The sequence below is a fragment of the Rummeliibacillus sp. POC4 genome, assembly GCF_003576525.1.
Taxonomy (GTDB): domain Bacteria; phylum Bacillota; class Bacilli; order Bacillales_A; family Planococcaceae; genus Rummeliibacillus.
In genome coordinates this window covers 1-15,024 of record NZ_QWUA01000034.1, presented here as the reverse complement: position 1 = coordinate 15,024, position 15,024 = coordinate 1, and the positions used below count along the sequence as shown (strand labels likewise).

Sequence of the window (15,024 nt, the reverse complement as noted above, 5' to 3'; positions counted from 1 at the left end):
CGAATACATAAACCCGCATTATATCAATGCTTGAGGGCTGTTTTAAAACTATTTAGCCCCAGTTTTAGCCCCATTTAGTGCTTGATTGAATACTAAAACCGATTCTTTTTCTGTTTTTTTCATGACATGTCCGTATACATTATAAATCATTTGAACAGTGTTACCTAATCGATCCGCAATTGCTTTTACGTTAAAATCGTTATTCAATAAGATAGTAGCGTGAGTATGACGCAAACCATGAACATTTATCTTATGGATCCCTGTTCTTTTAATGGATTTTCTAATGATATGAATTGGAATATGTTCTTTAATCGGTTCTGGTATGTCACTTGAGATAAAAATAAAAGATTCACCGGTTAGTTTTTTACCAACCTTTAGCAACTCTTTTTTACACCATTTTTTATAGTTTTCAAGTTGCACCATAACGATTTCATCAACTACAATAGTTCTATAACTATTCTTTGTTTTGGGTGTTCGTGTTCCCTTATCATCACGAGTTCGTTCAACGGTAATTGTATGCTTTTTAAAGTCTATGTTTTGCCATTGAAGTCCCAAAGCTTCACCGCGGCGAATACCAGTATAAGCAAGTGTAAGAATCAAAGAATAGTTTGTGATATTTTCATTTTGTTTAACATCATTCAATAGGATATTTAACTCGGCGGGTGTGAGAAAGTTATTTTTCACATCCGCTTCTTTGTCGTTTAGTATTGCCACTTTTGTGAAGCGGTTGCGATCTAATATTTCATTTTCTACAGCAGCATTAATGGCTATTTTAAAAATCGTATGCCAAAGTCTAATGGTCCCGAATTTAAAATGACCTTCCACCTTATGAATAAATTCACGTTCATACGTCATTTTATCGAGTTTTTGCAACTTGAAGCGGCCTAGAAATGGTTTTAATTGGGTTCTGATAATCCATTCTCTTTGAATGGCGGTTCCATCTTTCCATTTCTTTTTATTGGACTCATACCAAATATCAAGCCATTGGCCAACCGTCATATTTTCATATTCCACTTTTTTAGATCCGCCACTTAATAACTCGGCTTTCACTTGGAGTAGTGCTTTGATCGCTGCTTTTTCGGTCGAATAGCCGCTTCCTTTCTTCTCTTTGCGTTCGCCTAGAGCATTGTAGTATTTATGGCGAAAACCCCATAGAGCACCCTTAGTTTTCGTTTCATAGCAATACACTTCTGCTTCTTTTTTTGATTTGATCTTTGTCACCTTTACCATTCCTCTCATAGCTTGGCGAGCGTGTGTGTAGGAATGGGTGAGTAGCAAATTAGTTTTCTTCTTGCTCCATAATTTTTGTTATTGCTTCAAAAATCGTTCTTCTTTGTTCAAATGATAAAACATTACCCTTGTAATTTACATTGGGGTTAAAAAGAATTAAATTACCTATTTCGGATTTTTTATAAACCTCGTCTTTCATACTAAACTGACTAATATTTTCACTATTTGTGGTTTGTGAAGTTTCATTTATCTCATCATTCGTATCGCTATATTTAAAATAGATGTCAGATAATTGATCTTTCGCTGCTAGTATTTTATTTATCAGTTCATCTTCGACACTATTGAGTGCTTGAATACCGTTAAATATTTTAATTCTTTCACTATCCTCTAAATATGAGTTAACTCCTTTTTCTATCATTTGAGATCTTGCGTCTTCTGTTAATCCGAAGTTCATTTCTGCATCCATTATAGATAGTCGAAGCAATTCTGTTATTGGTATTTCAATATCACTTGCTACAGTAAATCTACTGAAGGAAACTTCAAAAACGAAAGCTAACGTGACTATCTCTGAAATTGTTGGATTTTTACTTTGACCATTTTCGAATTCGTATAATCTTTCTTTAGGAATAAATTCAATGTCTTCATCCTCTAAGGTTTTTTCTGATAAATCTTCAATACTCCATCCCTTTTCTTTTCTAAGCGTACGAATAGTTTCACTTAAAGAAAGTTTTTGTGTATGTGTATATCCTGTCTTTTTTAATAAATCAATAATATTAATTTCTAAAGCAGTAGAGAGTTTTTGCAATACATCTATCGAAGGTATTCCATTTTTTCCTCTTTCTCCCCGTTCTAATTGAGAGATATAAGATCGAGACAGGCCAGTTTTCTCAGCCAACTGTACGATTGTTAGCCCTTTTTCTTTTCTTAACTTTCTTAAGAACCCATCAAATTCATTAGTAATAATTATCACTCCCAACATACGTACTATTTTTCCATTCCGTTTTGTACTTTTATTATACATTAATTCCGCATACAGCGGAATAATTAGTGGTAATTAAAAATAAAAAGTTGCACTTAGCGGAATTATAAACTATTATATAAAATAAACATTCCACATTTAGTGGAAAATTAAAATGGGAGCTGTGATATATGGATAAAATAACATTAAATGTTAAAGAAGTTTGCGGCGTATTAGGGCTAAGTAAAACAACCGTTTATAACATGGTTCGTATGAATGAGATTCCTTACATTAAAGCTCGCGGAAGAATTTTATTTAATCGAGAAGTCATTGAATCTTGGACTCGAGGAAAATATCAAGAAAAAGTTAAAAATTAAATAATTAGATATTAAAAGGAGTTGATGAAATGCTAGCAGCACAAGTAGAAGTTAATTTAGACAAGACAGCGATCAGACAATACATAGAGAAGCGACTTGATGAGGAAGTAAGAGAAGCTATTCTTCTTGTGGATTTAAAGAAAATGTCTGAAATGCTTTGCATGAGTGAACGTTTTATAACTGACGAGTTACTTCATGACCCGCGTATAAGAGCGTGTGAAGTGAGAAGAAATCGAAAACGTTGGTGGTGGTATAAACCATTATTAGCAGCAATAGAAGAAGTTACTTCTGAGTGGTAAATAAATACTCTGGCGAGCGTGTGTGTAGGAACGGATTACGAAAGGAGAAATGTAGATGAATTTAAACGTATTAACAGAACAAGAAGCAGCAGTTCTTAATATTCTTGAAGGAATGGGGCCAGGGGTAAAAATAAAAGGTGATAGATTACAAGAAAAAGCGCATATTAAAACAAAACGAGAATTCTATCAAGTTGTGAATTCATTAAGAAAAAAAGGCTTCGCAGTTGGGGCATCGAAAAAGGGATATGGAGGGTACTTCATTATCCAATCTGAAAAGCAATTGCTGGATTGGCACAGTTCTACACTTCGAGGAGCAACTCAAGAAATAGATATTGCAAATCATGTCGTTAATCACTGGTATAAAAATAATCCGAATAAAGGGGCATAAAACATGGATAAAACCTCCGCCTTCATGAATCGAGGTGAGTATATTTGAATAATTCGGACGGAATAAAACAACTTATTAGTACGATTACTGGAGAAGAAAATTACTATTTTACGGTAAATAGAATACTTGTTAAATTCATGGATTCATTAGAAGGCGGTATATTTTTAAATCAATTAATTTATTGGTCAGATCGTTCTATTCGTTCGGATGGATTCTTTTATAAATCAGCTAAGGAATGGTATGAAGAAATCCATTTAAGTGAGTATCACATTAACAAACATATTAAAAGGTTACGTGAAGCAGGAATTGTAGAGACAAAGAAATTAAAAGCAAATGGCGCACCTACAATACATTATAAGTTAAATATAGATGCTTTATATTCCACCTTAGAATCGTTTCTTAAAAATTTGGAAATGGAAACCGAAAAATTCGGAAATGGAAACCAAAATATTTTGGAATCCATTCCTAAAAATTTAGAAATGGAAACTCAAAAATTTGAAAATGGAAATCAAAAAATTCAAGAATCCATTCCTGAAAATTACGAAAACGATTCTGAAAAATTTAGAAATGGAAACCAAAAAATTTCGGAATCTCTAACAAAGACTACTACAAAGACTATCTCTAAGAATACAACAAAGACTTCACAAGAGATTACTAAAAAAGAATATAACAACAACTACCAACAGGGTATTACAACAAACCAACCACCCGCCCCTAATATATCTTATAGCGTAGATAGTAAGTACACAGAAAAGATAAAAGAGGTTGGTGGTGGTCGGTCAGTTCCATTTCAAGAACAGTTGGAGCAATTAGTAAAGTCTTATGAATTTGCTATAGGTCCTGTTGATGAAACTATATCAAAAAGTTTAATGGGATTTATTAAGTTATACAAAGATCATAGATTAATTGCTGAAGCATTAAAAGAGCTATCACAAACAGAGCCCCCTAATAATATTTCTGTAAATGATATACCAAAAGTTATTAGCAAATGGAAAAGCAATGGAATATATAACTATGACCAGCTTATAGCAAAACAAGAGTCTGATAACCTTGTAGAAAGTAGTTCTTAATCAAATATTCATCTTTAAAATGTTCAGAGCGTTCGTAAGAGGTGCTTTAAATAAAAAATGATGATTTATATGTCTGTGAAATAAAGCGTGTAAAAAGGTTATTAAAATCAATTTTAAAGGGTGTGACATTTATGGAAAAGAATATTCTGTCTTACAATCACCAGGATAAAGAAATCTCGAAGAATGATTTGTACTTGAATGCTTTTTTAAGAGTGATGGACGAGTATAAAGTCAATCAAACGGAAGATGTCAAAATCTATGTACCAAGAGCCATCTATTATGGCGTTAAGGTTGTAGTTACATATCCTAAGCCAGAGAGCCAACAAGAAGCACTATGGTATTTCGAATTTATTAGTGCGATCAAGGGAATGATGAGCCTTCTAACACCTAATGAGTTTATGAATATATTCCCTATTACTAAAAATTATGATGGGGATAAGTACGGTATGAAGGACTATTTCTATACAAGGGATTATATAAGAACATTAGGAACCAATCACTCTATTGGCGAAAATATATCAGATTTTTTATGGGAATATTGGAATTTAGACATATTGGATTTTAGTGTAAAGTATTTCAGTTGTCTTAGTGATTTAAGACGTTATGAAGGACATTTAGGAGTGTTTGAGGAGTTCATGGCATCACAAGGCCAAAAGACTACAAACACATTTAAAAATAGCAAAGGACAAGCATTTTATATTAATAAAAATGGTAAGCCAGTAAGAATTGCTATGAGTAATCATCCACATTTGAAATTAGTTAAATCGTAATTTGAATATGTGAGATTTGCGAGTCCCTAAAAAGAATACCGGCATTTCTGACACCCTAAAAAGAGGCAAGGCAAGGAGAGGTTACATGGAGTTAAATGATTTGCGAATAGATACAAACGGAGCCTTATATGTAAAAGCTGAGCAGTTAAGCAAAAACTGCATACTTATTGTTTCAAATGACAAAGCAAAGGTTATGCAGCTTCCTGATTATGCAACAGCAGAGGTTAAAACATGCGGTGGAAAAGTACATCAAGTGAAATGTACAGAATCAAAACTTTTTTAAAGCATGGATAAGTTTTCGGCTATTTCGGCTGTCCTAAAAAGACATTAAATTTGGCGCTTCCTAGTTTGGTAGAAGGTATCCCCAAAAATGGGGAAGCCCAAAATTACTTCTTGTTTCATGTATTTCAAAAGAGTAAAGGAAAAGGGGGCATAGCATGAATACTAAATATGATTGGGATTGGCCCCGCTCCTACTATGCACGTTCACAACGTAATGGCAGAACTACACTAAAAGATGTGAGTACGTTGTTTGGAATACCTTATCAAACAGTAAGAAGAAAGGCTGCTACTGAAAATTGGGTTGGTCATGTTGCGATCTTTCGAGATAAGATTGAGTACTTTCCAAATCTTGAATACCAGGAACGCTTTTTAGAATTAGCAAAACCTCTAGCTCATGGCAATATCGAAAACATTAGTGAAATGGATAAATTCGATACTTTTTAAATGCTACAAATGCTAACATTCCATCGTATATATGTTAAGAAATGTTAAGGTTCGTTATGGTATTTCATGGTATCAAATGAAGAGGAATGATGGGGATTATATGCTAGTAAATGCTAGTGCTACATTCTAAGAAATGTCTGGTGCATCGTGTGCCAGAGTAGTTATAAGATCACTTTTTGTGCAACGTTTTATTGCAGTACTACATTCATTTTGTTTGAAGTACTCCATTGTTTTTACGGAGTATTCCAAATAAAAAAATTGCACACAAAAGCTTAAGAAGTATACGTACAAATTGAATAGTAACGTTACCAAATGAAAAGGAACGTTACCTTTACTTTTACGAAACGGAACGCTCCAAACAAAAACGTCTATGAACCATTGATATATAAGGGTTTCTGAATGGAGTACTACGAAAAAACGTTACTTTTACGAAACGGAATAGCGTTCCAATGAAATATGACAAAACCTTTGTAATCAACTATTAGAAGCATTTGTTGTTTGTAGTACTCCGAACAGTACAACACAAAAATGCTTGGCTAGGAGGAAAAAGCTATGAAATTCATGGAAGGTAATCAAAAATTATTAAATAAATTTAAATTAGTTGAAATAACAAAATTTGAAAATTACAAAAGTGCTCCTAGATCGCAAGGGGTATATATTCTTTTAGATCAACTTTGTGAAGTCATTTACGTAGGGAAAAGTAATAATTTGCGTAAAAGATTAACTGCCCATTTTAGAGACTATATCAGTGCTCGGACATTAAAATCTAGTATTATCAAGGAACGAACAAAATACATAACATATTGCGAAATATTAGAAGCTTTTGAAACTGATATGTATGAAACGTGGTTAATAAGTCATTTTAAACCCGTTTTAAATACAGATAAATTATTTAATACATCAAGAGATACTGAAATTAGATTGGTTAATTTTGAAAATGAAATGAAGGAAAAAAATTACGATGATGAATTAAAATCCTTTTTAATTAGTTTCTTTAAAACTAATAAAAATATAGAAATCGGAATTCATACCGTAAAGATGGTTTGTGAAAATAATGGATTTTTGGAAAATGTAGTACCAACAACTATAAAATTATCAGAGGTAGAGGAAAGTAAAATCATATACCGAAACGGTAAATTTACGTATAAAGGTTAATTGCAAGAAGCCAGTATCATATTGCTACTAACTGCATTGAAAGGATGATTTAATGAGTGAGCAAGAATTAAAAAAGCTGTTTAAGAAGATAGTCCCTGCTGCTTATCAATCACTAAAAGAAGCGGAAAGTTTACCGGAAGGAGAGGTAAAACAATATAAGGTTGAAACCGCTAGTGAACGTATTTTAAAAGCCTTTAAAATTCTCGAACAATGTGAAAGTGTCTTAAATAACAAATATTTTATATGCTTTTCAATGTTAGCAGAAGGCGATTCAAAAGAGTATGTACAGAATTATTTAATAGAAATGGGACAAGGCAGTAGGAGTTTCGATAGTATTTTTGAAAGAGGAATTAAAGAAATGAGCTGCTACCTTTCAAAGCAAGAACAGGTAACTGCTACAGGAAATATATCTGCTTCCTCCATACAAGAACGTTTAAAGGCTAGAAAAGAACGTATGGAGGGTTGATAGTATGATTTCAGATAGTCAATTTTGGTGTTATTTAAACGCACAAAGAGAGATTGAGGAAGCCAATCGTATTTACCGAGCAGAAAGAAAAGAAGCCTACAGTAACATTTCACCAACTATAACTGGCTATGATATTGGAAGCGGTCGTCTATTTAAATTAGGTTGCGATGTTGAGGGAGCGGCTATTTACTTAGTGGAATTGAATGAGAAGCGACTAGAAAGAATACAACAAGTAAAAAAGAAAGCTGAAATATTAGAAGAAGGATTGACGTTGCTATATGACGATGAAAGGGCACAGTATGAAGCTTGGAAAGCAAATCCTAATACTTACTACCTTCCAGTCTTTGAAACGCTCAAAGGGTGTGTCGGTTACGTTTTAGAGCAACGACAGAAGCATGAACAAACCCAAGAGGAAATAACCATAGATGAATGGGATCAACAGATTGAAGAAATGAGCGAAGAAGAGCTGCTTCAAGATTATTGGGACAAAGATGGTTCATTCGATGAATGTCTTTTGAAGCGGAGAGCTTTAGTAAGACAATACGGCATAGTTGAATTATCAAAGAAAGACAAAAAAACGAATCAAAAATGAATGTAAAAATGTAGTTATCATTTCTATTTTTATAGTAACTTCAAAAGGTTGTGAGGGAATGTATTGTGTCATACAAAAGATTGAAAGGAAAAAGCCTAACACATACGGAGCATCTAAAGAATTAATAGCAGAAAGTTTTAGTATGACTATTAATGGAGAAACTCAGATAAAGAACACTTATAGATATAGCAATGAGCTTTTTGAAAGACCTATCAAAACAGCATATAAAATTAGTATTCATGAAAGTTACAGAGAAAACGGAACGATTAAGAAAAAACAATGGTCAATATGCACAATGGGTTACTATGATTTAGTAGAATTTAGTTTATTCGACTTCGCAGATAATCGTATTTGTACACTTTCGGATGAAATTGGTCTATCAGTAGAAGAGATTTACGATATTATTTATAAGAAACTGGATCCAATTATTGATGAGGTAGAAGCAGAATTTAAGGAAACTGAGGAATACAAAGCAAAAACAGAACAAAAAGCCATTATTTCTGCGTACCAGGAAACTAAGAAAGCATTTGAAGACGTATATGGACCGGATACCTATGATTATTGCTACGATCTATATGGCAACTTGCAAAATGAAAAGCAGTTAGAAAAATTGAAATCGGATAAAATAGCAAAAGATGAATATACAAATCGTAGTTATCAAGAATATTTTAAAAGTAACTACAGTGACTATTTTAATAATAATGGAAGTAGTTACTCGATTAATTCCAGTAGTAACTACAATGATGATGAAAAGAAAATACTACGTGAGATCTATCGCATGGCTTCTAAAAAGTTTCATCCCGATGTTTCAGGGGATGATGGTAGTAAAATGAAATTCTTAACGAAATTGAAGGAGCAATGGGGATTATAACAAACCCTAAATTTTCGAAGTGGCTACTATGATTAAAATAATAAAGTTCTATCGGAACAACCGAAGGACACCGATTTAAGAGTGCTAAAAGGCATTCTAAATTTGGTGTCCTTTTTATATCAAAAGATGTTGATGAAAGGGGAAATGCCTATGAGGGTTCTTTAAAGAAGAAAATTTTAAGAGCAGAAAAGGAGGAATAAAATGGCTAAATCACTGAGACAAACAACAATGAAGGTCAAGATTGATGTTGACGACAAAGGGCTGTCTCTTGCTAACAAAAAGATTAACGAAACCGTTAAGACAACTGAAAATCTTGAAAAAAACACTAAAAAAACAGGCAAAGCAGTTGATAATACAGGGAAATCCCTAATAGAAGCTTCAAAAGCAGCAGAAAAAAATTCTAATTCATTAAAGAATCAGAAGAGTAGTGCTGAAGGATCTGCAAAGGCAGTTGAAAGACTTTCGAAATCTAGTAATCTTTTAAAAGATTCATTATCCTCAATTGGAGCGGCTGCGGCAGTAAAAGGACTGTATAATCTTGGTAAGGCAGCGATACAAACTGGAATGGACTTTGACGAAGGAATGGCAGCGGTAAAAGCAGTTTCAGGAGCTTCAGCTAAAGATTTCGAAACTATGCGTAAACAAGCTATTCAACTTGGAGCAGATACCACCAAATCAGCAAAAGAAGTATCAGAAGGACAACTCGAATTGGCTAAGTCAGGTATGAGTGCTAAGCAAGCTATGGCTGCAATACCAGGAGTAATATATGCCTCCACTGCTTCTGGTGAGGATATGGCAGTTGCTACAAGTGTTATGACATCAGCATTAAACGGATTCTCTTTAAAGGCTAGTGAATCGGCACACGTAGCAGACGTATTAGCAATGGCCGCAAATAAATCTAAAGCGGATATCAATGATATGGGTTATGCCTTTAAATATGCAGCGGCCCCAGCAAATACATTAGGAATGAGCCTTGAACAAGTTTCAGCAGCTACTATGGTCATGGTTGATAGTGGTATGGCAGGAGAACAAGCCGGAACTTCTTTACGTTCAGCATTAATTAGTCTTGCTAGCCCTTCCAAAGAAGCTTCTAAAGAAATGAGTGCTTTAGGTTTAAAAATAACGGATGCTAAAGGGAATATGCGACCATTCTCTAAAATAATGGACGATTTAAGAGACTCTACTAAAGGAATGGGAAACGCTCAAAAATTAGCGGCAGTTTCAACTATCTTTGGTACAGAAGCGGCAAGCGGTATGGTTAAGATTATTGATAGCGCTCCAGGTACTTTAGATAAATATACAGAATCATTAAAACGTTCAGACGGTGAAGCGAAAAAAGCTTCTGATACGATGAATAATACCCTTGCAGGTTCTATGAAAAATTTAGAAGGTACTTTCGAAAGTATCAAGATTAATGTATCGGATGTATTAACTCCTTCAATTCGTAAAGGCGTAGATGCAGTAGCAGATCTAGGAGATGGCTTCAATGATTTATCACCTTCTGCAAAATCTATGGCTGTATGGGGAACTGTTATTGTTGGCGGTGTTATTCCGGCAAGTATAGCCATTCATAAGGTTCGTAAAGCTGTCAAATCAGTTCGTGAAGTAATGGGCGGTGCAAAGTCTTTCTTTACGAATTACCGTAAGGAAATGCAACTCACTGGCGCACAGGCAGCTACTACAGCAAAACAAATTGAAACTATGAATGCTGCAATGAATGGTGGAGGAACTACTACAAAAGGTGGAAAGAAAGGAAAAAGCGGTGGTTCAGTTGGAACTATGGTTGTTTCAACAGGAAAGAACGGTTTAGGAAAAGTAAATTCTAAAACTGGCATGTTGAAAAATACTCTCGGTCAAAGTGCCAAACTAGGTAAAAAAATACCTGTCATTGGTACTGCTATTGGTATTGGTGCGTTAGCCATGGGCGGAAAAGAAAACCTTGGATCCAATGCTGGTTCATTAGGTGGTGGAGCAGCAGGAGCAGCGGCAGGAGCAGCATTAGGTTCAGTCATCCCTGGTGTTGGTACTGCTATAGGTGGAACTATTGGGGGAATAGCCGGTTCTTATTTCGGTGAAAAGTTTGGTGCTAGCGCTCAAAAGTCACTCTCTAAAGAATCGGCTAAATATAAAGCTTCTGCATTATCAACTGGTATAGATTTTGGAAAAGGTGTTTCGAAAGGTACTTCAAAAGCAATCAACCAATATGAAAACCTTAACGATAAGGCGACAGAACAATTAAATTCATTGAAGTGGTCAGGTAAAAAGATTTCTAAAGATACAGCGAAATCGCTGAAAGATACTTACGGTAAAATGTCTGATAGTATTGCAGATTCAATGCAAACTAATTTCGGTAAATCATCCAAAATTATTTCAAAATCCTTGAAGAATTCTGGGCTATCTAAAAAAGAGCAAAACTCAATTTTAAAGGATATGAAAGAGAGCCATAAAAAGCAAAAAGAACAAGTTGAAAAAGCACAAAAAGAGATTAATAAAATACTTAGTAAAGCATCGAAAGAAAAACGGAAGTTAACTAAAGATGAACAAAAAGACATTAATAAATATCAAAAGCAAATGAATAGTGCGGCAGTTAGAACAATGTCTAAGTCAGCTAAAGAACAACGAACTATAATGACTGAGCTAAAAAATGATAGCGGAAAAATAAGTGCTAAACAAGCAGCAGACGTAGTTAAACAATCTAAAAAAGCTCGTGACGGTGCTAAAAAGGCGGCAGAAGATAAATACAGAAAAGTTTTAGCGGCTGCTGATTCTGAATACAAAGATCAAGGGGCAATTTCTGAAAGCCAATATAATAAGATTATTAAAGAAGCTAAGAAGACACGTAATGATGCAATTGACCATGCTGAAAAAATGCATGAAGGAGTAGTTAAACAAGCGAAGCAACAAGCCAAAGGTCATATAAGTGCTGTTGACTGGGAAACGGGTAAAACACTAACAGCCTTCCAACAGTGGGGAAGAGATGTTTCAAAGCAACATGAGACCGTAATTAAAATAATTAATGGAGTTTTAAAATTTGTTGGTAAAGATCCAATACCTTTATATTCTACCAGTGCAAAAGCATCCGTCCAAAATAAAGTGGTGAACAATAGAGGTAATTCTATAGCAAGTAATGCAACTGGAACTAACTATCATCCTGGTGGAGCTTCAGTTGTTGGTGAAGAAGGACCGGAACTTGCGTATACACCGTATGGTGGAGCTAGATTATTAGGACAAAACGGTGCTGAAATTGTAGACTTGCCTAGAGGAGCAAAAGTATTAACTGCTTCCCAAACAGCTCAAATGTTGTCCGGTGGTTTAAAAGGAACCATGCCAGGCTATGCAAAAGGAACCGGTACTTCATTAAAAGAAGCGGCTGGAGATGTAATGAGTTTCATTACAAATCCGATTAAATCAGCAAAAGAAGTATTTAATCGTTATGGTAGAAATATTAAGAATGATATTGGTTATGACCGAAATTTAGGGCTATCCATATTCCAAAAACTTGGTGGAGAAGTTGGAGCATCTTTAAAAGAAAAAGTTGCAGATTTTATGGACTTCGGGGGTGCAAGTGGAGCTGGTTCAGAGTCTGCTAAAAAGTGGATTCTTTCAGCTATGGCAATTACAAATACCCCTGCAAGTTATCTAAATGGATTAATGACTATTGCGAAACGTGAGTCAGGATTTAATCCGAAAGCTATAAACCTATGGGATAGCAACGCTAAAGCAGGGCATCCATCACAAGGTTTATTCCAAACGATTCCTAGCACATTTGCAGCATACCGTAATAAATCATTACCAAACGATATTACTAACCCAATTGCCAATGCAGTAGCAGCAATTAATTACATGAATAGTCGATATGGTGGTATTGGTAATGTTCCTGGTCTTAAAAATCTTGCGAGTGGCAAAGGCTACGTAGGTTATAAAAAAGGCGGTTTCAAAAACAATCACGATAAACGTGTTCTTGTCGGAGAAGAAGGCCCAGAGCTTGTAGATCTTCCTTTTGGCTCACGAGTTCATAACAATCGTAAAACTAACGATATTCTAAGAAATAATCAAAATAATGCTCCTATCATAATCCAAAACACTTTTAACATTGAAGGCGGCGGAAATAATACTGGATTAACCAAATCACAGGTTGAAAAAATGTTTAACGAGATGACGGAAAAAATGTTTAAGGATATGAGAGGACTATTTGATAGCGGAGTAGCGTACTAATAATCCTTGATATTAGTTTTTTAGGAGTGATAATTTAAATTAAAAGGCACTTAATCAATTACGATTAGTGCCTTTTTTCTTATATACGATCCCCATCTTCTAAGAAGAAGAATCCTTCATACTTTACATCCAACGCTTTTGCGATTTCTTCTAAATCCTTTTCGCTAAAATTATCCCTACTCATTTTTTTGGATAGGTTAGGCTGTGATGTTCCCATTATTGCAGCAAGTTGCGAAACATTCATTCCTTTTTTAACTAGAAGAATTTTTATTTTTTGAGACATTGCCATACTGTTTACCTCCCTTTATATAAACATTATATCATATATTATATACAAAATGTTATAAAAAATAACAAAATAGTTCATTTTTCTACTTGACTATATATCTAAAGTGGAATAAAGTATAACCATAGAGTTATAGAAAGGGAGCTACGATATGAACTGGAAAGATGAATTTGTTGCTTGTTCAAAAATTAATATAGGAGTTCAAATTGAAGTCGAAATGTCGATTTTAGTTGTTTCTTTTGGAAAGAGGATTCATACATTCAAAAAAATATGTAATTCAAGAGAAGAAGCTTTAGGTCTTATCGATGTATATAAGTCAGTAGTAATGAATGAGATGTTTTTAATTCAAATTGCAGCTAATTTTTTATGTGATTATTTAGGGATTGAAAAGAAAGGGAAGTCATTGCCACAAGTGGCAACAGAATTAAAAGATATTTTAAAACAAATGGAGGTATCATTATAATGAAAAATTTATTTACATTAGAAATCAGCAATACAAATAGTTTTCTTGGATTATTAGAAGGGGACGAAGTTATTGTCTCTGCAATGGAACAACCAAAAGGAAACGGTAAGGATTTAGCGGTATTTGAATTGTCTGGCGAACGTTTTGTTAGTACATTCACACGTTTTGGAAATCAAATCATGCTATTAGGTGAAAAAATACAAGTAGTAAGAGAACATCAAATAAAAATTATAGGTAAGGTAGTTGGCGGAAGTCATTGGAGCATAGAAAAAGCCCCTGCGGTAACAGGAGCATAATTCATACACTAATTAGTAAGTAAATTAATTATAGCATAAGCATTGGGTCTCCTCAATTTTAAGGAGACCTTTTTTATTATTTTCTTTCCTATTTAAAAAGAAAATTATTTTATAAGCAGTTTAGGAGATAATAAAAATTAAAAGCGAGATGGAAAAATAAAAATATGTTAGGGATATGAAATATGGAATTCGCAGAAATCAATATAGAAATTAATAAGAATGAAGTAAAAAACTATCTTGAGAAGATATTACATGACCAAGCAAAGCCACGATTGATTTTAGCTGATTTAGAAGAACTAATAAGGTTAACATGTATGGGAAAAACATTTCTTGAGAGTTACATTTTGAATGATCCGAGAGTAAAACGGTATGAAAGGAGACTGGGAGAACACGGTAAACGTTATTGGATTTATGAACCAGTTGAGAAAGCGATATTAGAAATCGTTGATGAATGGTAATAGAACAAATAAGTTTGTTCTAAATAAATAGGAAGTTTTTCACTATAGGAAGTACAAAAATTTAAGATATAATAATATCGAATATTTCTATATGAGATAAAGAAGTATTCATAAATAAAATTTATCGCAGGCAGGCGAAAAAATGAAAGGCTCATATTAGTGAGCCTTTTTACTTCCATTAAAATTAATATTACTTACCCATTCCTACACACACGCCGCCTAATTATTCATTGGTCCCAATTAGCCCCAATCAGCCCCAATCAGCCCCAAATAAATGTTTTTATATGCCTTATTTTGCATTATCTAAAATTTAAGAAATTAATAAGAACCGTTGATATAAAAGGATTTAAGAAATTATAAAAATCCATTCTACAATCATAATTTGGTACATAGTGTAACATGAAA

At 33.9% G+C, this 15,024-nt stretch carries 18 protein-coding genes; 15 read left to right on the top strand and 3 right to left on the bottom strand.

What is annotated here, in order from left to right; genetic code table 11:
• Nucleotides 1–48: 48 nt before the first annotated feature.
• Nucleotides 49–1,230 carry a tyrosine-type recombinase/integrase gene (locus D1606_RS11660; RefSeq protein ID WP_119416190.1) on the bottom strand — a complete coding sequence of 394 codons (1,182 nt, stop codon included), beginning with the start codon at nucleotides 1,228–1,230 and terminating at the stop codon, nucleotides 49–51.
• A 49-nt stretch (nucleotides 1,231–1,279) separates the two neighbouring features.
• Nucleotides 1,280–2,251, bottom strand: coding sequence for a helix-turn-helix domain-containing protein (locus D1606_RS11655; protein WP_119416188.1), 972 nt, complete (start codon nucleotides 2,249–2,251; stop codon nucleotides 1,280–1,282).
• 128 nt (nucleotides 2,252–2,379) lie between these two features.
• Between D1606_RS11655 and D1606_RS11650 the strand changes: the two genes are divergently transcribed.
• The 12 genes from D1606_RS11650 (at nucleotide 2,380) to D1606_RS11595 (ending at nucleotide 13,116) form a co-directional block, all read left to right on the top strand.
• On the top strand, nucleotides 2,380–2,565 hold the full coding sequence (locus D1606_RS11650) for a helix-turn-helix domain-containing protein (protein ID WP_119416187.1): 186 nt from the start codon (nucleotides 2,380–2,382) through the stop codon (nucleotides 2,563–2,565).
• A gap of 29 nt (nucleotides 2,566–2,594) precedes the next feature.
• Complete coding sequence (locus D1606_RS11645; RefSeq protein WP_119416186.1) at nucleotides 2,595–2,864, top strand: hypothetical protein; 270 nt, start codon at nucleotides 2,595–2,597, stop codon at nucleotides 2,862–2,864.
• A gap of 55 nt (nucleotides 2,865–2,919) precedes the next feature.
• Complete coding sequence (locus D1606_RS11640; protein WP_119416185.1) at nucleotides 2,920–3,252, top strand: hypothetical protein; 333 nt, start codon at nucleotides 2,920–2,922, stop codon at nucleotides 3,250–3,252.
• 44 nt (nucleotides 3,253–3,296) lie between these two features.
• Nucleotides 3,297–4,322, top strand: coding sequence for a helix-turn-helix domain-containing protein (locus D1606_RS11635; RefSeq protein WP_119416184.1), 1,026 nt, complete (start codon nucleotides 3,297–3,299; stop codon nucleotides 4,320–4,322).
• Between the two features lie 131 nt (nucleotides 4,323–4,453).
• Nucleotides 4,454–5,092 carry a phage infection protein gene (locus D1606_RS11630; protein ID WP_119416183.1) on the top strand — a complete coding sequence of 213 codons (639 nt, stop codon included), beginning with the start codon at nucleotides 4,454–4,456 and terminating at the stop codon, nucleotides 5,090–5,092.
• A gap of 85 nt (nucleotides 5,093–5,177) precedes the next feature.
• Nucleotides 5,178–5,375, top strand: a complete 198-nt coding sequence (locus D1606_RS11625; protein WP_119416182.1) for an XtrA/YqaO family protein — start codon at nucleotides 5,178–5,180, stop codon at nucleotides 5,373–5,375.
• A gap of 154 nt (nucleotides 5,376–5,529) precedes the next feature.
• Nucleotides 5,530–5,817: a hypothetical protein gene (locus D1606_RS11620; RefSeq protein WP_119416181.1), complete on the top strand. Its 288-nt coding sequence runs from the start codon at nucleotides 5,530–5,532 to the stop codon at nucleotides 5,815–5,817.
• 552 nt (nucleotides 5,818–6,369) lie between these two features.
• Entirely contained in the window at nucleotides 6,370–6,972 is a 603-nt protein-coding gene (locus D1606_RS11615; RefSeq protein WP_119416180.1) for a GIY-YIG nuclease family protein, read from the top strand.
• A gap of 52 nt (nucleotides 6,973–7,024) precedes the next feature.
• Nucleotides 7,025–7,438, top strand: a complete 414-nt coding sequence (locus tag D1606_RS11610) for a hypothetical protein (RefSeq protein ID WP_119416179.1) — start codon at nucleotides 7,025–7,027, stop codon at nucleotides 7,436–7,438.
• 4 nt (nucleotides 7,439–7,442) lie between these two features.
• Complete coding sequence (locus D1606_RS11605; protein WP_119416178.1) at nucleotides 7,443–8,030, top strand: hypothetical protein; 588 nt, start codon at nucleotides 7,443–7,445, stop codon at nucleotides 8,028–8,030.
• A gap of 58 nt (nucleotides 8,031–8,088) precedes the next feature.
• The gene (locus tag D1606_RS11600; RefSeq protein ID WP_119416189.1) at nucleotides 8,089–8,901 is read left to right on the top strand and encodes a hypothetical protein; all 813 of its coding nucleotides are present in this window, start codon (nucleotides 8,089–8,091) and stop codon (nucleotides 8,899–8,901) included.
• Between the two features lie 201 nt (nucleotides 8,902–9,102).
• Nucleotides 9,103–13,116, top strand: coding sequence for a phage tail tape measure protein (locus D1606_RS11595; protein WP_119416177.1), 4,014 nt, complete (start codon nucleotides 9,103–9,105; stop codon nucleotides 13,114–13,116).
• A gap of 79 nt (nucleotides 13,117–13,195) precedes the next feature.
• Here the strand turns inward: D1606_RS11595 and D1606_RS11590 are convergent, their stop codons facing one another.
• The gene (locus D1606_RS11590; RefSeq protein ID WP_119416176.1) at nucleotides 13,196–13,405 is read right to left on the bottom strand and encodes a helix-turn-helix transcriptional regulator; all 210 of its coding nucleotides are present in this window, start codon (nucleotides 13,403–13,405) and stop codon (nucleotides 13,196–13,198) included.
• Nucleotides 13,406–13,553: 148 nt separating this feature from the next.
• On the opposite strand from D1606_RS11590, the gene D1606_RS11585 reads away from it, so the two are divergent.
• The 3 genes from D1606_RS11585 to D1606_RS11575 all read left to right on the top strand — a co-directional run bounded on the left by D1606_RS11585 (nucleotide 13,554) and on the right by D1606_RS11575 (nucleotide 14,619).
• Complete coding sequence (locus D1606_RS11585) at nucleotides 13,554–13,865, top strand: hypothetical protein (RefSeq protein ID WP_119416175.1); 312 nt, start codon at nucleotides 13,554–13,556, stop codon at nucleotides 13,863–13,865.
• Nucleotides 13,865–14,161, top strand: coding sequence for a LexA family transcriptional regulator (locus D1606_RS11580; protein ID WP_119416174.1), 297 nt, complete (start codon nucleotides 13,865–13,867; stop codon nucleotides 14,159–14,161). Before D1606_RS11585 ends, D1606_RS11580 begins: the two co-directional genes overlap by 1 nt.
• A 182-nt stretch (nucleotides 14,162–14,343) precedes the next feature.
• The gene (locus D1606_RS11575; protein ID WP_119416173.1) at nucleotides 14,344–14,619 is read left to right on the top strand and encodes a hypothetical protein; all 276 of its coding nucleotides are present in this window, start codon (nucleotides 14,344–14,346) and stop codon (nucleotides 14,617–14,619) included.
• Nucleotides 14,620–15,024: the final 405 nt, after the last annotated feature.